Genomic DNA, 20,024 nt, shown 5'->3' on the forward strand with positions numbered 1-20,024 from the left:
CGGACTAGGAGGTGAGGGCCGTCGTGCGGAGGAACCGCAGCGAGCCGTTGGGCATCGGTGTGAAGCCCTGCACCGACGAGGTCGTCGCCGTGTAGCTGTAGCTGGTGAACAGCCAGATCCAGGCGGCGTTCTCCTCCAGGTGCTCCGAGATCTGGCGGTAGATCTCGCGGCGCTCGTCCGGGTCCTCGACGGCCCGGCCCCGGGCGAACAGGTCGTCGAGCTCGGGGGAGCTGTAGCCGGCCACCGGGTTCAGGTTGCCGTCGCTGGTGAAGTACCGGCCGTACATGCCGTGCGGGTCGGGGTTGCCGCCGTTGAGCGCGACCGCGGCGTCGAAGTCGCCGGCCACCCAGCGGTCCACGTAGGCGCCGGACTCCAGCACCTCCAGCTCCAGGGTGATCCCGGCCTCGGCGAGCTGGGCCTGGAGGTTCTGCGCCTCGTTGACGGAGGTGGCGTACTCGCCCTGCGAGACGATGGCGTTGATCGTGACCTCCGAGAGGCCCGCGTCGGCCAGGTACTGCTCCGCCTGGCCCAGGTCGCGCTCGGGGCAGGGACGCGCCTGCGGGTCGGAGCGGTAGGCCGGGGAGGTGATCGGTCCGGTGACCTCACCCTCGCCGAGGGCGGCCGTGTCCAGCACCTCCTGCCGGTCGATGGCGCACTGGATGGCGAGCCGCACGTTGCGGTCGGCCAGGTCGCCGCGGCTCGCGTTCAGCATCAGGGCGTGGTAGCTGAGCTGCGCGGTGGCCTCCACCGTGACCTCGCCGGTCTCGGCGGTCTGCGCGACCAGCGGGTCGTCGAAGACGGACATCTGCACGTTGCCCGACTGGAGCGCGGAGACGATGGCCGACTCGTCGGGGATCACCCGGAACTCGACGCTGGCCAGCGCCGCCGGGTAGCCCCAGAACTCCTCGTTCCTGACCAGCGTGACGGACTGGCTCGACACCCGGTTGTCGAAGGTGAAGGGGCCGGTGCCGTTGGGCTGGCTGTTCAGCTCCTCCTCGGTGTCGTCCGAGGAGAGGATCGCCATGTTGACCGAGGCGAGGTTGGCCGGCAGCGAGGCGTCCGGGCTGGCGAGTTCGAGCACCACCGTCGTCTCGTCCGGCGCCTCGACCGACTCCACCGCCGCCAGCGAGGCGGCGGCCACGGCCGCCGTCTCCTCGGCCATGATGCTCTCCAGCGAGAACACCACGTCCTCGGAGTCCATGGCGCTGCCGTCCTGGAACGTGACGCCGGAACGCAGGTGGAAGGTGAGGCTGAGGCCGTCTTCCGAGGTCTCCCACTCCTCGGCGAGACCGGGCACCACCGACATGTCGGAGTCCAGCTCCGTCAGCGTGCCGTAGATGTTCTGCAGCACGTTCACCGCCTGGAACTGGGTGGCCTTCCAGGGGAAAAGCGTGTCGGGGTCCGAGGTCACGCCGATGACCAGGTCGCCGCCCCCGGTGGGCGCGGCGCCGTCGGACGAGCCGGAGTCCGAGCATCCGACGAGCACGAGCGAGAGCGCCGTGGCCCCGCTCAGCGTCGCCAGCGTGCCGCGGCCTATCCGCTTTCTGTGTGACATGAGCTTCCTCAAAGCTGTGGGGTGGTACTCAGCCGCGCGTGGGGTGGAGACGACGTTCGGAGCGTGACACCAAGGCGCCTGCGAAGCGGGGCTGGCAGAAACTTACCTTCATCGGTTCCATGGTGTAAATATGTTCCCCGCTGGGCAACCGGAGTTGGGCTCCGGCCGCTACCGTGAGCCGACGCACGGTTACGGGCGTCGGAACGGAAGGAGCGAGCGTGCGCGACGAGGCCACTGAACGACCCGATTCCCGAACGGTGTTGGTGCGGATGCGCGCCGCGCTCCCGTCCCTGCGGCCCTCCGAGCGGCGCGTCGCCCAGGCGATCCTCGACAGCCCGGCCGACTCGGCGCTGCTCTCCATGGCCGACCTCGCCGAGCGCTGCGGCACCTCGCCGACCTCCGTGGTCCGCTTCTGCCGCCGCATCGGCTACGCACACTACCGGGACCTGCGGATCGACGTCGCCCGCGAGGCCACCCGCGAGAAGCTCGCCCACGCCGAACTCCCGGCCGTCTCCGGCGACATCGACCGCGACGACACCCTGGACGAGATCGTCTCCAAGGTGGCGCTCAACGAGACGCTCTCGATATCCGACACCATGAACGCCCTCGACCGGACGGCGCTCGCCCGGGCCGTGCGCCTGGTCGCCGGCGCCCGCCGGGTCGACGGGTTCGGCGTCGGCGCCAGCTCGTTCGTCAGCCTCGACCTCCAGCACAAGCTGGTACGCATCGGCCGCACCGCGCTCAACTGGCGCGATCCGCACGCCGCCAGGACGGCCGCGGCCACCCTGGACGACACATGCGTCGCCATCGCCATCTCGCACTCCGGAACCACCATCGACACCGTCGAGTTCGTCACCATCGCCCGCCAGGCGGGCGCGTCGACCGTCGCCATCACCAACCACGGGCGCTCCCCGCTGGGCGAGGTGGCCGACGTGGTGCTCACGACCGCCGCCCGGGAGACCCGGTTCCGCTCCGGGGCGCTGGGCAGCAGGATCGCTCAACTCATGGTCGTCGACTGTCTTTTCACGGGAGTGGCGCAAACCTCGTACGACGCCTCCATGGCGGCGTTGCGCAACACCTACGCCGCAGTCCACTACCGCACCGTGGACGAGACCTGAACAACGAGAGACGCAGAACGGAAATCCCATGACAGAGGTCGTCATCGTGTCCGACGCGGCCGCCGGCGGCGAACTCGCGGCCCGCGCCGTGCTCGCGGCCCTCGACACGCGACCCGACGCCGTGCTCGGCCTCGCCACCGGCTCCACCCCGCTGCCCGTCTACCGGGCGCTCGCCGAGCTGATCGGCCGCGAGCGGCGGGACGTCAGCCGGGTCGGGGCCTTCGCCCTCGACGAGTACGTCGGCCTGCCCGCCGACCATCCCCAGAGCTACCGCTCCTACGTCGCCCGTGAGGTCACCGGACCGCTCGGGCTCGACCCGCGCCTGGTCCACGTGCCGGACGGCGACCCGGAACGGGCCAGGACCGCGGGCGAGGAGTACGAGCGGGCCATCGAGGCCGCCGGCGGCGTCGACGTCCAACTGCTCGGCATCGGCACCGACGGGCACCTCGGCTTCAACGAGCCCGGCTCCTCGTTCGCCTCCCGCACCCGCGTCAAGACCCTCACCGAGCGCACCCGCCGCGACAACGCCCGGTTCTTCACCACGCCCGACGAGGTGCCGCTGCACTGCGTCACCCAGGGCCTGGGCACCATCCTGCGCGCCCGCCACCTGCTGCTGCTCGCCTTCGGCGCGTCCAAGGCACCGGCCATCGCCGCCGCCGTCGAGGGCCCGCTCACCGCCAGCCACCCCGCCTCGGCCGTCCAACTCCACCCCCACGCCACCGTCATCGTCGACGAGCCGGCGGCGAGCCGGCTCGCCAACCTGGACTACTACCGGCACGCCTGGGCCAACAAGCCGGCCTGGCAGGGCATCTGACACCGCCGGCCGGTCGGCTACCGGTCGGCGGCCTCCGGGAGCACCGCGACCTGGTAGGGGGTGAGCCGCAGGCGGTCGCCCTCGGGCGGGGGGCCGCCCAGCAGGTCGGGGCCGGTGCCGGCCGGCAGTGTCACCTCCTGGGGGCGGTCCGTGTGGTTGAGCAGGAACAGGTGGTCCCCGCCGTCCCCGGCCCGGCGCCGGACCGCCTCCACGCCCTCCGGGGTGTCCAGCACCGGGGTGACGCCCGCGCGTCGGGCCGCGTCCAGCAGCAGGGCGCTCATCGTGGCGGGATCGGGCGAGGTGCCCAGGTAGGTGGCGGAGCCGGTGCCGAAGCGGTGTCGGGTGACGGCGGGGCGGCCCCGGTACTCGCCCTCGGTGTACTCGGCCAGCGACTCCGCGCCGTCCAGCAGGATCACGTCCTGCCACTCGCCGGCGACGCCCGGCCGGCCGGCGTGGCTCAGGCCGCGCGTCTCCCCGGGTTGCAGCGGGCTGAACTCCTCGACCAGCAGGCCGAGCAGCTCGCGGAAGGCGCCCGGGTGGCCGCCCGCCCTGACCCGGTCGTGTTCGTCGACGATGCCGCTGAAGTACGACATCACCAGGTGGCCGCCGTCCCGCACGAAGTCCGTCAGGTTCCGCGCGCCCGCGTCGTCCACCAGGTAGAGGCTGGGCACCACCAGCAGGCGGTAGCCGCTCAGGTCGGCGCGCGGCGGGACGAAGTCGACGGGGACGTTGGCGTGCCACAGCGGCCGGTAGTGCGCCAACACCCGCTCCCTGAAGTCGAGGTCGACCGAGGGGTGCCCGGGCAGTTCGACGGCCCACCAGCTCTCCCAGTCCCACACCACCGCCGTCTCGGCCGCCGCCGCCCGCCCGCCGGCCAGGCCGGCCAGGCGCGGCAGTTCGTTGCCGAGCTCGCGCACCTCGCGCCACACCCGGGTGCGGGTGCCGCCGTGCGGCAGCATCGCCGAGTGGAAGCGTTCGGCGCCCACCCGGGACTCCCGCCACTGGAAGAACATCACCGAGTCGGCCCCGCGCGCCACCGCCTGGAGCGAGCGGGGCCGCAACTGGCCCGCCGGGCGCGCCGAGTTACGGCGCCGCTGGACGTTGGGCCCGGTCGCCGACTCCATCAGCAGCCAGGGCTCGCCGCCGCGCAGCGACCGCATCAGGTCGAAGTTGTAGGCGGAGTGGATCTGACCCTCCGGGTCCCAGGAGTTGGGGTAGACGTCGATGGCCACCACGTCCTCCTCGGCGGCCCACCGCCAGTAGTCCAGGTTCTTGAAGCCGCCCATGAAGTTGGTGCCCACCGGCAGGTCCGGGGTGTACCCGCGCACGATGTCGCGCTCGGCGGCGAAGCAGGCCAGCGACGCGTCCCCGGAGAACCGGACGAAGTCCAGGCGGTGCGCCGGGTTGGGGCCGCCGAGCAGCCGGTTCCGCGGGGTGCCGATCCAGTCGAAGCTGTCGTAGTGCTGGCCCCAGAAGGCGGTGCCCCAGGCCTCGTTGAGCGCGTCCACGGTGCCGTAGCGCTCGGCCAGCCAGCGCCGGAAGTGGGCGGCCGACACCTCGCAGTGGCAGTAGGCGAGCCCCGGGTACTCGTTGCCGATGTGCCACATGGCGAGCGCCGGATGCCCCGCGTAACGCTCGGCGAGGCGCCGCGTGATGTCCGCCGCGTGGTGCCGGAACACCGGCGAGGAGGGGCAGTAGTGCTGGCGGGCGCCGAACGCCACCCGCTGCCCGTCGGCGTCCACCGGCAGCGTCTCGGGGTGCTCGTGGGCCAGCCAGGCCGGCGGGGCGGCGGTGGGTGTCGCCAGGTTCACGGCCACCCCGTGCTCCGCCAGCAGGTCGAGCAGCCGGTCCAGCCAGTCGAAGCGGTGGACGCCGGGCCGCGGTTCGAGCCGGCCCCAGGAGAAGACGCCGACGCTGACCAGGTTGACCCCGGCTTCGCGCATCAGCCGCACGTCCTCCTGCCAGGTCTCCTCAGGCCACTGCTCCGGGTTGTAGTCGCCGCCGAAGGCGAGGGTGCCGAGGCGGGCGCGCAGCCGCCGCATCCGGTCGCGGGAGTCGGCCGGGTCGGGGGATGTCATGGAGGTCCTTCCGCGGGTCTCGGGTTGCGGCGGGCTCAGGCCTTGAGCGCGCCGACGGTCAGTCCGGCCCGCCAGTAGCGCTGCATGGCGAAGAACACCACCAGCAGCGGCAGCGTGGAGACGAGCGAGCCGGCGATCACCAGCGTGGTGAACTCGGGTGTGGACATGGCCTGTTGCTGCCAGCCGTAGAGGCCGAGCGTGACCGGCCACAGGTCGCGGTCGGTGAGCATCACCAGCGGGAGGAAGAAGTTGTTCCAGATGGAGACGAACGAGAACAGGTAGACCGTCACCAGCGCCGGGCTGAGCATCCGGGAGGCGATGGTGAGGAAGATCCGCAGCTCGCCCGCGCCGTCGATGCGGGCCGCCTCGATCACCTCGTCCGGCACGGCCGCCGCGCTGTAGACGCGGCAGAGGTAGACCCCGAAGGGGTTGGCCAGCACCGGCAGCAGGACGGCCCAGTAGGTGTCGACCAGGTTCATCGTGCTCACCAGCAGGAACAGCGGCAGGGCCAGCACCGTGCCCGGGATCAGCACCCCGCCGAGTATCCCGGCGAAGACCGCGTCCCGGCCGCGGAACCGGAAGATCGCCAGCGCGTAGCCGGCGAAGGCCGCGATCACGGTGGAGCCGAGCGCCCCGAAGCCGGCGTAGACCGCCGAGTTGAACAGCCAGCGGGAGAACCGGCCGTCCTCCTCCGCGAAGAGGGTGCGGAGGTTGTCGACGAAGCCGCCGACGAAGCCGGCGTCCGCGAACCAGAAGCCGTTGGTGGAGCCGAGCTCGGCGGTGTCCTTGGTGGCGGAGACCACCAACCAGCTGAGCGGGAACAGGAAGTAGGCGGTCAGCGCGAGCAGGAAGAGCAGACCGAGACCGGCCGGGAACAGCCGGCGCGGGGCGGAGGTCCTCACGAGTCCACCCCCCGCTGGGCGGCCCGCATCAGGCCGTAGCTGAGCCCGAACGCGACGACGGCCAGGCTGACGGCGATGGCGGCGGCGTAGTTGGGGTCGTTGAGCCCGAAGGCCTGCGCGTAGCCGGCCATGTTGGGCGTGTAGGTGGCGGTGACGTGGGCGGTCATCGAGCGCACCACCATCGGCTCGGCGAACAACTGGAGGGTGCCGATCACGGAGAACAGCGCGGTCAGCACCAGCGAGGGGCGCACCAGCGGGATCTTGATCCGCCAGGCGATGCCCCAGCCGCTCGCGCCGTCCACCCGGGCCGCCTCGAACAGCTCCCTGGGCAGCGCCTGGAGCGCGGCGAAGATGATCAGCATGTTGTAGCCGGTCCACTGCCAGGTGGCGATGTTGGCGATGGACCACAGCACCGTGTCCGGGCCGAGGAAGTCCACCTCGATGTTCACGTCCTGGAGCAGGCCGACGACCGGGCTGATGCCCGGCACGTACAGGTAGGCCCAGAGCACGGCCGCCACCACGCCGGGGACGGCGTGCGGCAGGAAGGCGGAGAACTGGAAGAAGCGCCGGCCACGGGTGACCCCGGCGTCGAAGAGCAGCGCCATGGCGAGGGCCAGCAGCAGCATCACCGGCACCTGCACGACGCCGTAGAGGAACATCCGCAGCACGCCGCCGACGACCTCGGAGTCCTCCAGGACCCGGCGGTAGTTGGCGAGGCCGGCGAAGCGCTCGACGGGGCCGCCGAGGCCGAGCCCCGACCACTGCTTCTCGCGCAGGCTCTGCACCAGCGCGTAGCCGATCGGGATGGCCTCGAAGAGCAGGAAGAGGGCCAGGAACGGGGCGAGGAAGGCCCAGCCGTGGCGGGTCTGCCGGCCGAGCCGGCCGGCCCGAGCGCGGCGCCGCGCGGCCCCGGCCGGACGCGTGGGACGGGTGGCGATGCTCATGCGGTCACGCTCAACCCCTTCTGCTCCAGGGCGGCCACGGTGCCGCGCTGGGTGCTGTGCAGCGCGTCGCGCAACGGCCGTCCCTCGCTGAGCGCGGCGGCCGCCGCGTCGATGAAGTCGTCGCGGACCTGGTCCATGGTCGGGCCCCAGGTCATGGTGCGGGTGGTGGCGGCCGCCGCGCGGAAGACGCCGTCGATCGGGCGCCCGCCGACCGCCTCCTGGGGCCGGGAGACCGCGGGGCGGGCCTGGCCCGCCAGGGAGGCGGGGAAGAGCGCGGCGTGCTCGGGGTCGACGAGCAGGTCGGCGGCGTCGGGGTCGGTGTTGAGCCAGGCGGCGAACTCGACGGCGGCCGCGGCGTGCGGGCTGCCGGCGACGACGGCGGTGGACGAGCCGCCCCAGAACCCGGAGGTCGGCCGGTCCGCGTCGACGCTCGGGAGCGGCGCCACTCCCCAGGAGCCCTCGGGGTCGGTGGGCGGGTAGGCGGCGAGGGTCCCGACGCCCCAGGCCGGGCCGAGCCAGGCGGCCAGGGTGCCGTCCTGGAGCGCGCTGTGCCAGGCCGGGTTCCAGTGCTGGCTCGTCGTCACCAGGTCCTCGGCGAGCAACTCGGTCCAGAAGTCGGCGGTCTCGACGGTCGGCGCGTCGTCGATGCCGACGTGCCAGCTGTCGTTCTCGGTGCTGAACCACCGGGCGCCGCGGGCCGCGGCGAGCGAGGCGAACCAGAAGGCGTCGCCGGCCGGGTAGGCGGTCAGGTAGCGGGTGCGGTCGGCGGCGCGCAGCCGGGCCGCGGTGTCGCGGAACTCGTCCCAGGTGCGGGGGACGGCGAGCCCGTGCGCGTCGAAGACGTCCTGGCGGTAGTACATGGCCATCGGGCCGATGTCCTGGGGGACGGCCCAGAGCCGGTCGTCGATCAGCACCTGCTGCCAGGCGGCCGGCAGGAACTCGGGTTCGAACCCGGCCGCCCGGTCGGTGATGTCCTCCAGGTAGCCGGCGACGGCCAGCGTGGTCAGGTTGTTGTAGTCGACCTGGACCAGGTCGGGCGCGCCGGTGCCGGCCACCATGGCCGAGGAGAGCCGTTGGAAGATGCTCACCTGTCCCGCGGGCGTGGAGAGTTCGACGTGCACGTCCGGGTGGGTGCGGTTCCACAGGTCCACGGCCTGGCCGATGTCGGCCCAGGCCCAGAACCGGAGCGTGACGGACCCGGATCCTGACCGCTCGGAGCCCGACCGGGAGCAGGCGGTGGTCGCCGCCGGGCCGGCCGCGGCCAGCGCGAGCAGCAGCCCGAGGGTGCGTCGTCTGGACGGTTGGTGGGGGTGCGTGGGGAAGCGGCTGCTGGGCACGGCGTCCTCCGGTCAGCGGACCGACTTGAGCCTGTGACCCCGAGAATCTTCCGGCCCTTCGAAACGTTTCCGGAAATGGTTTCTGGGGGTGTCGCGCTGATCAGCGTCGCCCTGGCCTTGGTCTTCGTCAAGCCTTCGGGCGCGATTCGTTGCAGAGTCGGGCCGCCAACGGGCCATCGGGCAGGGTGAGTTTCCGGAACCCGACGTGAACTGTTTCCTGGTCAGCGGCCGGTTGGCGCCGCGCCCCGGCGGCGGACGGCATAGGCGGCCGCGCCGACCGCCAGCACCAGGGCCCCGGCGAGCACCGAGGTGAGCGGCAGCGCCAGGGCCAGGGCGAGGCAGCCGAGCAGGCCGACGGCCGGGACCACCCGGCGCCGCCGGCCCTCGGGCGAGGGGAGCGTCCAGGCGCTGGCGTTGGCGATCGCGTAGTAGACCAGCACCGCGAAGGAGGAGAAGCCGATCGCGCCCCGCACGTCCACCGTCGCCGCGACCACCGCCGCCACCGCGCCGACCGCGAGCTCCGCCCGGTGCGGCACCCCGAACCGCGGATGCACCGCGGCGAGCGGGTGCGGCAGGTGCCGGTCGCGGGCCATCGCCAGCGTGGTGCGGGAGACGCCGAGGATCAGCGCCAGCAGCGAACCCAGGGCGGCCACCACGGCGCCCACCCGGACCACGGGCGCCATCTCCGGCACCCCGGCGGCCCGCACCGTGTCGGCCAGCGGGGCGGCGGCGCCGGCCAGGCCGCCGGCCCCCAGCACCGCCAGGGCGGCCAGCGCCACCGCCGCGTACACCACGAGCGCGATGCCCAGCGCCAGCGAGATGGCCCGCGGGATGGTGCGCGCCGGCTCGCGCACCTCCTCGCCCAGGGTGGCGATCCGCGCGTAGCCGGCGAAGGCGAAGAACAGCAGCCCGGCGGCCCGCAGCAGTCCTTCGGGCCCGGCGTCCGTCCAGCCGGCCGCCAGGTCGATCCGGCCCAGGTCCGCCCGGTCCGAGGTGAGGGCGGCCACCACCACGGCGGCCAGCACCGCGAGCACCACGGCCACGATCAGCCGGGTGAGCCAGGCCGACTTGCGCACCCCGCCGTAGTTCACCGCGGTGAGCGCCACCACGGCCGCGACCGCCACCGCGTGCGCCTGTCCCGGCCACGCGTAGGCGCCGACCGTGAGCGCCATCGCCGCGCAGGACGCGGTCTTGCCCACCACGAAGCCCCAGCCGGCGAGGTAGCCCCAGAAGTCGCCGAGCCGCTCCCTGCCGTAGACGTAGGTGCCGCCCGAGGCCGGGTAGCGCGTGGCCAGCCGGGCCGAGGAGGTGGCGTTGCAGTAGGCGACCAGCGCGGCCAGGGCGAGGGCGAGCGGCAGCGCGCCGCCGGCGGCCCCGGCGGCCGGGGCCAGCGCGGTGAAGACGCCGGCCCCGATCATCGAACCGAGCCCGATCACCACCGCGTCGAGGAGACCGAGTCGCCGCCGCAGCCGCTGGTCGGTGCCGCCGGGTCCGTTCATGGGGGTGCCCTCTCGGGGTCGCCTGTCGTGTCCGGGCCATGATCCCGGAACCCGGCGGCGGCGGTCAGCCGGGGGCCGCCGCCCGCACCCGGCCGCGCACCTCGCCGAGCCAGATCCGGCCGCCGTCAGGGCCGGGGGCCGTGCCGCCGATCGTCACCTCGTCGCCGTCCAGGAGGAAGGCGCGCTCGCCGCCGTCGGGCAGCACCAGCGGCTCCGCGCCGTTCCAGGTGAGCTCGATCAGCGAGCCGCGCTGCTCCCGCCGGGGGCCGCTGACGGTGCCCGAGGCGAACAGGTCGCCGGTGCGCAGCGGCGCGCCGTTGACGGTGAGGTGGGCCAGCTGCTGGGCCGCCGTCCAGTACACGCCGGCGAACGGCGGCCGGGAGATCTGGTGGCCGTTGAGCGTCACGGTCAGCTCCAGGTCGAGCCCCCACGGCTCGGCCCCGGCGTCGTCGAGATAGGGCAGCGGCCGCGGGTCGCGCGGCGGCGGCGCGACGCGGGCGTGGCGCAGCGCCGCGAGCGGCACCACCCAGGGCGAGACGGAGGTGGCGAAGGACTTGCCGAGGAAGGGGCCGAGCGGCACGTACTCGAAGGACTGGATGTCCCTGGCCGACCAGTCGTTGACGAGGCAGACGCCGAAGAGGTGCCGGTCGGCCTCGGCGAGCGGCACCGGCCGTCCTGGCGTCGACGGGGCGCCGACCACGAAGCCGACCTCGGCCTCGAAGTCCAGTCGGGCGGTGGGGCCGAAGACGATCTCGCCGTCCGGGGCGCGGCGCGCGCCGCTGGGGCGGACCACGGGCGTGCCGGAGACCACCACGGTGCCCGCGCGGCCGTGGTAACCGACGGGCAGGTGCTTCCAGTTGGGGGTGAGCGGCGCGCCGTCCGGACGGAACAACCGGCCCAGGTTGGTGGCGTGCTCCTCGCTGGCGTAGAAGTCGGTGTAGTCGGCGACGGTGAACGGCAGCCGCGGCGTGGTGAACTCGGTCGGCACCAGCAGCGGTTCGAGGACCGGCCGGTGCCGCTCGTCGGTCAGCCACCCGGTGATCGCGGCGCGGACCCTGGCCCAGGTGGCCGGCCCGGCGGCCAGCAGCCCGTCCAGGGTGCCGGCGGCGAACAGGGCGGCGTCCGCCGGCAGCAGGGCCCGCGCCGCCGCCGTCAGGTCGAGCACCAGGTCGCCGACCGCCACCCCGACGCGCGGGTCGGGCGAGCCGGGCGCGGTGAAGCTGCCGTAGGGCAGCGTGCCCAGCCCGAAGGGGTGCCCGGGGTCCACCTCGGGCCAGGCCCGCGCGCGGTCCGGGGTCGCCGGCCCCGGCCGCGCGCTCAGAAGTTGCCCCGCTTCGCCTGCTCGCGCTCGATGGCCTCGAAGAGCGCCTTGAAGTTGCCGATGCCGAAGCCGAGTGAGCCGTGCCGCTCGATGAACTCGAAGAACACCGTGGGCCGGTCGCCGAGCGGCTTGGTGAAGATCTGCAGCAGGTAGCCGTCCTCGTCCCGGTCGACCAGGATGCCCCGCGAGCGCAGCTCCTCGATGGGCACCCGCACCTCCCCGATGCGGGCCCGCAGTTCGGGGTCGGAGTAGTAGGAGTCGGGGGTGGCGAGGAACTCGATGCCGCGCTGCCGCAGGGTGTCCACGGTGGCGATGATGTCCGAGGTGGCCAGCGCCAGGTGCTGCACGCCCGGGCTGGTGTAGAAGTCCAGGTACTCGTCGATCTGCGAGCGTTTCCGGCCGACCGCCGGCTCGTTGAGCGGGAACTTGACCCGGTGGTTGCCGCTCGCCACCACCTTGCTCATCAGGGCCGAGTACTCGGTGGCGATGTCCTCGCCGACGAACTCGGCCATGTTGGTGAAGCCCATGACGCGGCGGTAGAAGTCCACCCACTCGTCCATCCGGCCGAGCTCCACGTTGCCCACGACGTGGTCGAGCGCCTGGAAGATCCGCCGGGGCTCGTCGGCCGCACGGACGCGGGTCGAGGCGCGGCTGACGTAGCCGGGCAGGTAGGGGCCGGAGTACCGGGAGCGGTCCACCAGGCTGTGCCGGGTCTCGCCGTAGGCGGCGATGGCCGCGAGGCGGACGGTGCCGTGCTCGTCGGTCAGGTCGTGCGGCTCCTCCAGGACGGTGGCGCCCTGCGCCCTGGCGTGGGCCACGCAGCGGTCGACGTCCGGCACCTCGAGCGCGATGTCGACCACCCCGTCGCCGTGCGCGCGGTGGTGGTCGAGCAGCGGGCTGGCCGGGTCGACGCCGCCCTTGAGCACGAAGCGGACCGCGCCGGAGCGCAGCACATAGGCGTGGTGGTCGCGGTTGCCGGTCTCCGGGCCCGAGTAGGCCACCAGCTCCATGCCGAACACCAGCTGGTGGAAGAGGGCCGCCTGGGTGGCGTTGCCCACGGACCAGACCACCGCGTCCCACCCGGTGAGGGGGAACGGGTCGCGCGCCGCGTCGTACTCCACCAGGCCGACCAGCTGCCGCAGCTGGTCGGCGTCGAGCCGGGCCAGCCGCTCCTGGCTGGTGAGGGTCACATCGATGCTCACGGTCGGGCCTCCTCCACCAGAGGGATCGCTGTACAGAATGACACCGCGGCACGCCCGAGTCGGGCAAGAGCCGTCATCGATCGCTGGTAAGGCTGATCAGAGTGTCGGGCGTCCGGCGCGTGTCGCTGTGCATGTTGACCAGTGCGTCCGGTATCGCTCGGTAGATTTCTACAGTGATGTAGATTTCGATGCGGTCCGTCCCCGAGCCTCAGGAGTTGATCGACGTGGGTGTGTCGCTGTCCAAGGGCGGCAACGTCTCGCTGACCGAGCAGGCCCCGAACCTGACGGCCGTGACCGTCGGCCTGGGCTGGCAGGCGCGCACGACCACCGGCGCGGACTTCGACCTGGACGCCAGCGCGCTGCTGGTCGACGCGCGCGGCCGGGTCCCCAGCGACCGACACTTCGTCTTCTTCAACAACCTCAAGAGCCCCGAGGGATCCGTCACCCACATGGGAGACGAACTCGTCGGCGGCAGCGGCGGCGGGGGAGCCGGCGGCGACCAGGAGGAGATCATGGTGGACCTCGCGGCGCTCCCGCCCGAGGTCCACCGGGTGGTCTTCGCCGTCTCCATCTACGACGCCGACGCCAGGCGGCAGAGCTTCGGGCAGGTCACCCGCGCCTTCATCCGCGTGGTCGACCAGGCGGACGGCGGCGAGCTGGCCCGCTACGACCTGACCGAGGACGCGTCGGGCGAGACGGCCATGGTCTTCGGCGAGCTCTACCGGCACGCCGCCGAATGGCGGTTCCGCGCCGTCGGACAGGGCTACGCCTCCGGGCTGCGCGGCATCGCCGCCGACCACGGCGTCAACGTCTGACCCGGCGCCCGGCGGGAACCGTTTCGATCCACCCGGCATCTTCACCGTTTGCACGGCACCCAGGCTGCGGTCAACGGCCGGCGCTGGCTAGGCTGTTGACCCTTCCCCGATCGTGCCCCGTGCCCCGCCAACGGAGGAACCGGTGCCATCTCCCCGCTTTTCCCACACGTTCGCGAGCAAACCGGCGCGCGCCAGCCGGGGGCTCGTGCCCGGTCGCCGGGTCTGGACCACCCTGGGTGGCACGGCCGCCGCGGTCGCCGTCATCGCGGGCGCCACCACCGTCGCCGCCCGGCTCGACAACGGCGAGCAGGAGCCCGTCGCCGCGCCGGCGCCCGAGAGCGAGCAGCCGGCCGAACCGCTGGTCGACGAGCCGGCCGAGGAGACCGAGGAGCCGGAGCCCGAAGAGGAGGAGGAAGAGGAACCGGCGGAGGAGACCGAGGAGCAGGCGCCGCCCCCGCCGGCCGACGAGGAGCCCCCGGCCGAGGAGCCCGAGGAGGAGCCCGCCGAGCCGCCGGCCGACGAGGAGCCCGCCGAGCCGCCGGCCCAGCAGGACGACGAGCCGGCAGAGCAGAACCAGCCCGTCCGGGTCACCGGGCCCACCGGCCTGATCCGCGGCCTCGCCGAGAAGTGCGCCGAGTCCAACACCTACGACCCGGCACCCGGCACCGAACTGCACCTCTGGGACTGCAACGGCACCGAGCGCCAGCAGTGGACCGTCGCCTCCGACGGCACCCTGCGCGTCCAGGGCCACTGCCTCAGCCTCGCCGGCGGCGCCACCGCCGACGGCACCCGCGTGGTGCTGGCCACCTGCGACCCCACCCAGGCCATCCAGCGGTGGCGCATCGAACGCGCCGCCGGCGACATCGTCAACGTCGTCGCCGACCGCTGCCTGGACGTCGCCAACGCCAACACCTCCAACGGCACCCCGCTCCAGATCGCCAACTGCTCGGGCAACCCCGCCCAGAAGTGGACCGCGCCCTGACCCGGCCCGACCGCCAGGCCCGCTAGGCCATGCCGTGGGCGGCCCGCGAGCGGCGGGCCGCCGAGTCGAGGGTCACGGCCAGCGCCAGCACCAGACCGGTCACGATGAAGCGGAACGACGAGTCCAGGTCCAGCAGGGTCAGGCCGTTGGAGATCGACTGGATCACCAGGATGCCGAGCAGCGCCGAGAACGCGCCGCCCCGGCCGCCGAACAGGCTGGTGCCGCCGATCACCGCCGCCGCGATCGCGTTGAGGTTCACGTCGCCGGCCCCGCTCGCCTGGTTGGCCGCCGCCAGCCGGGACGCGGCGAGCAGCCCGCCGAGCGCGGCCAGCGACGAGCACAGCACGAACGCCGTGGTGTAGGCGCGCCGGACGTTGATCCCGGCCCGCCGCGCCGCCTCCGCGTTGCCGCCGACCGCGAACAGCGAGCGCCCCCAACTCGTCCTGGTGAGCGCGTAGTGCGCCGCCAGCACCAGACCCACGAAGCAGACGAACATCCACCCCACGCCCCTGGCCTCGTTCAGGTACCAGGCGGCGAAGCCGAGACCGGCCAGCACCGCGGCGCTGCGCACCACCAGCAGCGGCGTCGACCGCGCCGAGAGCCCGGCCCGCCGCCGCGCCCGCGCCAGCGCGTGGCCGGTGACGAACAGCCAGGCCGCCGCGACCACCACCAGCACGTACGAGAACCAGGCCGGCACGAACGTCAGTTGGGCGAACCGCACCAGACCCGAGTCGTACGGCAGGTTGATCGCCCCGGTGTCGCCCAGCAGGTAGAGCTGCACCCCGAGGAAGCTGAGCAGCCCCGCCAGCGTGGCGACGAAGCTCGGCACCCCGAGCCGGGTCACCATCGTCGCGTACACCCAGCCGATCGCCGCCCCGGTGCCGATCGCCGTCGCCATGGCCAGCGGCATCGGCCAGCCGGCCTCGACGAAGGTCACGGCCGTCAGCGCCGCGGACAGGCCGCTGACCGAGCCGACCGACAGGTCGATCTGCCCCACCAGCAGCACGCACACCACGCCCAGCGCGATCACGCCCACCGGCACGCTCTCCATCAGCAGGTTCACCAGGTTGGCGCTGGAGAGGAAGGCCGAGTTGAGCGACTGGAACACCGTCCAGATCACCACGAGACCGAGCACGATGGGCAGCGCCCCCAGATCGCCGCCGCGGATCCGCTCGACGATCACCGCCAGCGCCGCCCGCGGGCCCTCGCCCCGGCGCAGCCGCTCGTCGAGGAGGTCGAGCGGCGCCGCGTCCCTGGCGGCCTTCAGGTCACTCATCACCCACGCCCTTCCCACGCCCCGCTCGGCGCGTCACCACGTTGTCGGACGCGCCGATGATCGCCGCGACGATCTCCTCGTCGGACACCTCGGCCACCCCGAAGAACCCGTTGTTGCGGCCGAGACGCAGCACCGCCACCCGGTCGGCCACCGCGCGCACGTCCGCCAGGTTGTGACTGATCATGACCACCCCGAGGCCGCGGTCCCTGAGCCGCTCGATGAGGTTGAGCACCTCGGCGGTCTGCGCCACGCCCAGCGCCGCCGTCGGCTCGTCGAGCACGATGATCCGGGGGTCGCCGAGCAGCGAGCGGGCGATGGCCACCGTCTGCCGCTGCCCGCCGGACAGCGCCGCCACCGGCACCCGCACCGAGGGGATGCGCGCCGACAGCTGGCGCAGCAGCTCCCACGACCTGAGCTCCATGGTGACCTCGTCGAGCCGACCGCGCCGCAACTCCCGGCCCAGGAACAGGTTCTCGACGACGTCCAGGTTCTCGCAGAGCGCCAGGTCCTGGAAGACGGTGGCCACGCCCAGCGCGTGCGCGTCGGCCGGGCTCGCGATCGTCACCTCCGCGTCGCCGAACGCGATCCGCCCCGAGTCCGCCCGGTGCACCCCGGCCAACACCTTCACCAGCGTCGACTTGCCGGCGCCGTTGTCCCCGACCACGGCCACCACCTCGCCGGGCGCCACGTCCAGGTCCACCTTGGTGAGCGCGGCGACCGCGCCGAAGTTCTTGCTGATGCCGCGCAGCGACAGCGCGGGAGGGGAAGCGTTGGCTGCCATCGTCGACCCCGCTCAGCCCAGGCCGGCCGCGGCGCAGGCGTCCGCGTACTCGGCCGTGCACACCTCGGACACCTCGATCTGCTCCGACTCCGCGAGCACCTCGGCCAGGTTGTCCAACGTCACCACGGTCGGCTCGAAGAGCTGCGCCGGCGTGTCGAACAGGGTGGTCTCGCCCTCGGGTTCCTCGCCCGACGCGAACTGGTGGGCCACCTCGGCCGCCGCCTCCGCGACGATCGCGATCGGCTTGGAGATCGTGTTGAACTGGTCGCCGGCCACGATCCGTTGGGCCGCCGCCACCTCGAAGTCGTTGCCGGTCACCGGCGGCACCTCGACGCCGGCCGCCCGGAACGCGGCGATCGCGCCGCCGCCCGTGCCGTCGTTGGCCGCCACCACGCCGGCGATCTCCTCGCCGAACCTGGTGATCTGGCCGCTCACCCACTCCTGGGCGTCGGACGGCTGCCAGTCGGGCGTGTCGTACTCGGCGAGCAGCTCGAAGCCGCTGTCGTCGATCGCGTTGTGGATGCCCTGCTTGATCAGGCCCGCGGCGGCGTCCGTGGGCGAGCCGTTGACCTGCAGCAGGCCGCCCTCGGCGCCGGTCTCCCGCAGATGGTCGACCAGCGACTGGCCGATCCGTTCGCCGATCGCCTCGTTGTCGAACGAGATGTAGTAGTCCGGCGGCGTCTCCAGGATCGGCCGGTCGTAGGCGATCACCGGAACCCCCTGGGAGCGGGCCGCGTTCACGATGCTGGCCGCCGCCGTCGAGTCCACCGGGTCGATCACGATCACGTCCACGCCCTGCGCGAGCGCCGAGTTGGCCTGCTGCTGCTGGCGGGAGGCGTCCGCGTTGGCGTTGTTGTAGATCACCTCGCAGTCGGCGCACAGCTCGGCCATCCGGGCCTCGAACAGCGGGCTGTCGTACAGCTCGTAGCGGGTCGAGGCGATGTCCGGCATGAGAAAGGCGATCTTGGCGCCGCCGCCGTCGCCGTTCCCGCCGCCGCCACCGCCACCCTCCTCGGTCGTGCAGGCGGTCGCGACTGTCAGGGCCAGCAGGGCGGCGGCGGTGAGGGAAACGAGTCTGCGCACGACGGTCCTTTCCGAGCGGGAGGCATGGGGGAGTGGGGGAAGGTCGGGCTCACCGCCCGAGGACGGGACGGTTGAGCGACAGCAACGCGGCCGGCAGACCGGGCTCGGCCGGCAGCCGGACCTCGGTGACCGCGACGTTCTCGAACCGGGGGAAGACCCGGCGGTACGAGCCGAGTTCCAGACCGAGCAGCGCGCACAGCGCGAGCCGCAGCACCGTGCTGTGCGCGACCACGAGGACCGTGTCCTCCGGGTGCCGCGCGCCGATCTCGCGCAGCGCGGCCGTGGCCCGGCGCGCGGCGAGCTCCGGCGGCTCGGCGCCGGGGAACGGGTGCGCCACCGGATCGGCGACGAACGCGCGCACCAGCGCCGGGTCGGCCTCGGCCCTGGTGCGGCCCTCCAGGGCGCCGAAGTCGACCTCGCGCAGCCCGGACATCACCCGCACCGGAAGACCGAGCGCGTCGGCCGCGGGGCGGGCGGTGCGCAGCGCGCGCCGCAGTGGCGAACTGACCACCGCGGTGACGCCCTCGGCCGGCGCCGCGTTCGCCAACGCCGCCACCTGCCGCCACCCCGCCTCGCTCAGATCCGGATCGCTGCGCGCGCCGGCGTACCGGTTGTCCCGGTGCCAGACGGTCTCCGCGTGCCGCATCAACAACAACCGCGCGCTCACGGGACCACCGCCTGCCGCTTGCCGCGCGGCCGAACCACACGCTTGCCGCGCGGCCGAACCACGAACAACCGCCGGCCGCTGCCTACCGCGGGGCGCCACGCCAGCGGCGGCGGGCCGCTCGCGGCCGCGTTGCCCGCCGGGCGCGGGGCCGCGCGGTGGCCGGGCCGGCGGGCGTCGACCGTGAGCCGGGTGGTGCGTCCCCCGAGCGGCGGCTGTCCGCCGTCGTCCGCGCCGCGCCCCGCCGGCCGTGGCGGGGCGGTGCCCGCCCACCCTCCTGGGCCGAGCGGCGCCGGGCACGCGTTCGCGACTTCGCCGCGTATCGCTCGGAGCCGGGGCGGTGGCCCGCCGGCGTTCGCCGCACGCCGCGCGGTCGCCGCGCCGCTCCGCGTTCGGCGCGTGGGTGGCATGTGGCCCCGCGGGGTGACCGCGCGGTCCGGCGGCGCGCATCCGTCGGCCCACCGGCGTGTGCCGAGCAGTGCCGGTCGAGCGCGGCGGTACGCCGCGTGCGGCACGGCGCGCCCCGTCAGCGGCTTCACCGCCGGCCGGCGGCCGGCGGCGCTCATCGGTCGGCTCCCGCGCGGCCCGGGTCGGACGAACGCGGCAGCGCCGCCGCGTGCAGCGGCGGTTCGCCGTTGAGCCAGCGCAGCGCCTCCGCGGCGACCATCCGCGCGGCGCGTTCGGCCACCGCCCGGCTGGCGCCCGCCAGGTGCGGGGTCATGACAAGACCGGGCGCGCCGTGCAGCGGGTGGTCGGGCGGCAGCGGCTCCGCGTCGTAGACGTCCAGGCCCGCGGCGAACAGGTGTCCCTCGCGCAGCGCCGCCGCCAACGCCGCGTAGTCGAGCAGCCCGCCGCGCGCGCAGTTGACCAGCACCGAGCCGCGCGGCATCGCGGCCAGTTCGGCGGCGCCGATCAGTCCGGCCGTCTCCGGGGTGAGCCTGGCGTGCAGCGAGACCACCGTGGACGAGGCGAGCAGCTCCGGGAGTCCGACCAGCCGCACCCCGGCCGGCAGCGCCGCCGGATCGGCGTAGGGGTCGGCCACCAGGACCCGCGCCCCGAGCGCCACCAGTACCGCGGCCACCCGGCCGCCGACCGCGCCGGCGCCGACCAACCCCACCGTGCTGCCGGCGAGTTCGAGGCCGGCCGCCTCGTACGCGTAGCCGCCGCCCTCCCACCGGCCGGCCAGCATGGACTCGTGCGCCGGCGGGATCCGGCGCATCGCCGCCAGCATCAGCGCCACCGTGTGCTCGGCGGTCGACGCCGCGTTGCGGCCCGGCGCGAAGGTGACCGTGACGCCGTGCTCGGCGGCCGCCGCCAGGTTGGCGTTCACCGGGCCGCCCCGGCAGACCGCGAACAGCTCCAGGTCGGGGCAGGCCTCCAGCACCCGCCGGGTCAGCGGCGCCATCTGGGTCAGGCACACCCGGACCCCGGCCAGCGCCTCGATCAGCTGCTCCTCGGACCCCGACGCCTCCCGCACCTCGGCCACCGGCCCGAACGGCACGTGCGGCCACGGCAGTTCCAGCTCCCGCACCCGCCACGCCGCCGGGCCGCCGGCGTCGTGCAACGCCTCGACCAGCAGCCGGTTGAGCACGAAGTGGTCCCCGGCGACCAGGACCGGGATGGGTTCCGACACGTCGCTGCCTCCCTGACTCG

17 protein-coding genes are annotated in these 20,024 nt (G+C 73.7%); 4 read left to right on the forward strand and 13 right to left on the reverse strand.

Features of this window, described 5'->3' with window-relative positions:
* Positions 1-4: 4 nt before the first annotated feature.
* Positions 5-1,555, reverse strand: coding sequence for an ABC transporter substrate-binding protein (locus RNC47_RS04950; protein ID WP_311595818.1), 1,551 nt, complete (start codon positions 1,553-1,555; stop codon positions 5-7).
* Between the two features lie 218 nt (positions 1,556-1,773).
* Between RNC47_RS04950 and RNC47_RS04955 the strand changes: the two genes are divergently transcribed.
* Positions 1,774-2,673 (forward strand): MurR/RpiR family transcriptional regulator, encoded by a 900-nt coding sequence (locus RNC47_RS04955; protein ID WP_311595819.1) that lies wholly within the window; start codon positions 1,774-1,776, stop codon positions 2,671-2,673.
* Positions 2,674-2,701: 28 nt separating this feature from the next.
* The gene (locus RNC47_RS04960; RefSeq protein WP_311595821.1) at positions 2,702-3,487 is read left to right on the forward strand and encodes a glucosamine-6-phosphate deaminase; all 786 of its coding nucleotides are present in this window, start codon (positions 2,702-2,704) and stop codon (positions 3,485-3,487) included.
* A 17-nt stretch (positions 3,488-3,504) separates the two neighbouring features.
* Here the strand turns inward: RNC47_RS04960 and RNC47_RS04965 are convergent, their stop codons facing one another.
* The 7 genes from RNC47_RS04965 to hppD form a co-directional block, all read right to left on the reverse strand.
* Positions 3,505-5,565, reverse strand: coding sequence for a beta-galactosidase (locus RNC47_RS04965; protein WP_311595823.1), 2,061 nt, complete (start codon positions 5,563-5,565; stop codon positions 3,505-3,507).
* A gap of 35 nt (positions 5,566-5,600) precedes the next feature.
* The gene (locus RNC47_RS04970; protein ID WP_311595825.1) at positions 5,601-6,467 is read right to left on the reverse strand and encodes a carbohydrate ABC transporter permease; all 867 of its coding nucleotides are present in this window, start codon (positions 6,465-6,467) and stop codon (positions 5,601-5,603) included.
* A complete protein-coding gene (locus RNC47_RS04975) occupies positions 6,464-7,411 on the reverse strand; it encodes a carbohydrate ABC transporter permease (RefSeq protein WP_311595826.1) in 948 nt (315 codons plus the stop codon). Before RNC47_RS04975 ends, RNC47_RS04970 begins: the two co-directional genes overlap by 4 nt.
* A complete protein-coding gene (locus RNC47_RS04980; protein ID WP_311595828.1) occupies positions 7,408-8,748 on the reverse strand; it encodes an ABC transporter substrate-binding protein in 1,341 nt (446 codons plus the stop codon). Before RNC47_RS04980 ends, RNC47_RS04975 begins: the two co-directional genes overlap by 4 nt.
* 221 nt (positions 8,749-8,969) lie before the next feature.
* The gene (locus RNC47_RS04985; RefSeq protein WP_311595830.1) at positions 8,970-10,247 is read right to left on the reverse strand and encodes an APC family permease; all 1,278 of its coding nucleotides are present in this window, start codon (positions 10,245-10,247) and stop codon (positions 8,970-8,972) included.
* A gap of 64 nt (positions 10,248-10,311) precedes the next feature.
* Positions 10,312-11,514, reverse strand: coding sequence for a fumarylacetoacetase (gene fahA, locus RNC47_RS04990; RefSeq protein ID WP_311595832.1), 1,203 nt, complete (start codon positions 11,512-11,514; stop codon positions 10,312-10,314).
* 50 nt (positions 11,515-11,564) lie between these two features.
* Positions 11,565-12,710 (reverse strand): 4-hydroxyphenylpyruvate dioxygenase, encoded by a 1,146-nt coding sequence (gene hppD / locus RNC47_RS04995; protein ID WP_311596095.1) that lies wholly within the window; start codon positions 12,708-12,710, stop codon positions 11,565-11,567.
* Positions 12,711-12,994: 284 nt separating this feature from the next.
* Here hppD and RNC47_RS05000 point away from each other — a divergent pair, with 284 nt between their 5' ends.
* Positions 12,995-13,585, forward strand: coding sequence for a TerD family protein (locus RNC47_RS05000; RefSeq protein ID WP_311596097.1), 591 nt, complete (start codon positions 12,995-12,997; stop codon positions 13,583-13,585).
* A 205-nt stretch (positions 13,586-13,790) separates the two neighbouring features.
* A complete protein-coding gene (locus RNC47_RS05005) occupies positions 13,791-14,567 on the forward strand; it encodes an RICIN domain-containing protein (RefSeq protein ID WP_311595835.1) in 777 nt (258 codons plus the stop codon).
* A 22-nt stretch (positions 14,568-14,589) separates the two neighbouring features.
* Here the strand turns inward: RNC47_RS05005 and RNC47_RS05010 are convergent, their stop codons facing one another.
* The 5 genes from RNC47_RS05010 to RNC47_RS05030 form a co-directional block, all read right to left on the reverse strand.
* Positions 14,590-15,843 (reverse strand): sugar ABC transporter permease, encoded by a 1,254-nt coding sequence (locus tag RNC47_RS05010; protein WP_311595836.1) that lies wholly within the window; start codon positions 15,841-15,843, stop codon positions 14,590-14,592.
* Entirely contained in the window at positions 15,836-16,624 is a 789-nt protein-coding gene (locus RNC47_RS05015; RefSeq protein ID WP_311595838.1) for an ATP-binding cassette domain-containing protein, read from the reverse strand. The genes RNC47_RS05010 and RNC47_RS05015 overlap by 8 nt, the downstream gene beginning before the upstream one ends.
* Positions 16,625-16,636: 12 nt before the next feature.
* Positions 16,637-17,707 (reverse strand): ABC transporter substrate-binding protein, encoded by a 1,071-nt coding sequence (locus tag RNC47_RS05020; RefSeq protein WP_311595839.1) that lies wholly within the window; start codon positions 17,705-17,707, stop codon positions 16,637-16,639.
* A gap of 49 nt (positions 17,708-17,756) precedes the next feature.
* On the reverse strand, positions 17,757-18,374 hold the full coding sequence (locus RNC47_RS05025; protein WP_311595840.1) for a histidine phosphatase family protein: 618 nt from the start codon (positions 18,372-18,374) through the stop codon (positions 17,757-17,759).
* A gap of 559 nt (positions 18,375-18,933) precedes the next feature.
* Positions 18,934-20,004 (reverse strand): NAD(P)-dependent oxidoreductase, encoded by a 1,071-nt coding sequence (locus RNC47_RS05030; RefSeq protein WP_311595841.1) that lies wholly within the window; start codon positions 20,002-20,004, stop codon positions 18,934-18,936.
* Positions 20,005-20,024 lie beyond the last annotated feature (20 nt).

It is taken from the genome of Streptomyces millisiae (assembly GCF_031845425.1).
Classification (GTDB): Bacteria; Actinomycetota; Actinomycetes; order Streptomycetales; family Streptomycetaceae; genus Streptomyces; species Streptomyces millisiae.

What these genes read in the sequence shown, in the direction of transcription:
- RNC47_RS04975 (WP_311595826.1), bottom strand. Translation starts at nt 7,411, where the DNA reads ATGAGCATCGCCACCCGTCCCACGCGTCCGGCCGGGGCCGCGCGGCGC.
- RNC47_RS05010 (WP_311595836.1), bottom strand. Translation starts at nt 15,843, where the DNA reads ATGAGTGACCTGAAGGCCGCCAGGGACGCGGCGCCGCTCGACCTCCTC.
- RNC47_RS04985 (WP_311595830.1), bottom strand. Translation starts at nt 10,247, where the DNA reads ATGAACGGACCCGGCGGCACCGACCAGCGGCTGCGGCGGCGACTCGGT.
- RNC47_RS04965 (WP_311595823.1), bottom strand. Translation starts at nt 5,565, where the DNA reads ATGACATCCCCCGACCCGGCCGACTCCCGCGACCGGATGCGGCGGCTG.
- RNC47_RS05015 (WP_311595838.1), bottom strand. Translation starts at nt 16,624, where the DNA reads ATGGCAGCCAACGCTTCCCCTCCCGCGCTGTCGCTGCGCGGCATCAGC.
- RNC47_RS04950 (WP_311595818.1), bottom strand. Translation starts at nt 1,555, where the DNA reads ATGTCACACAGAAAGCGGATAGGCCGCGGCACGCTGGCGACGCTGAGC.
- RNC47_RS04960 (WP_311595821.1), top strand. Translation starts at nt 2,702, where the DNA reads ATGACAGAGGTCGTCATCGTGTCCGACGCGGCCGCCGGCGGCGAACTC.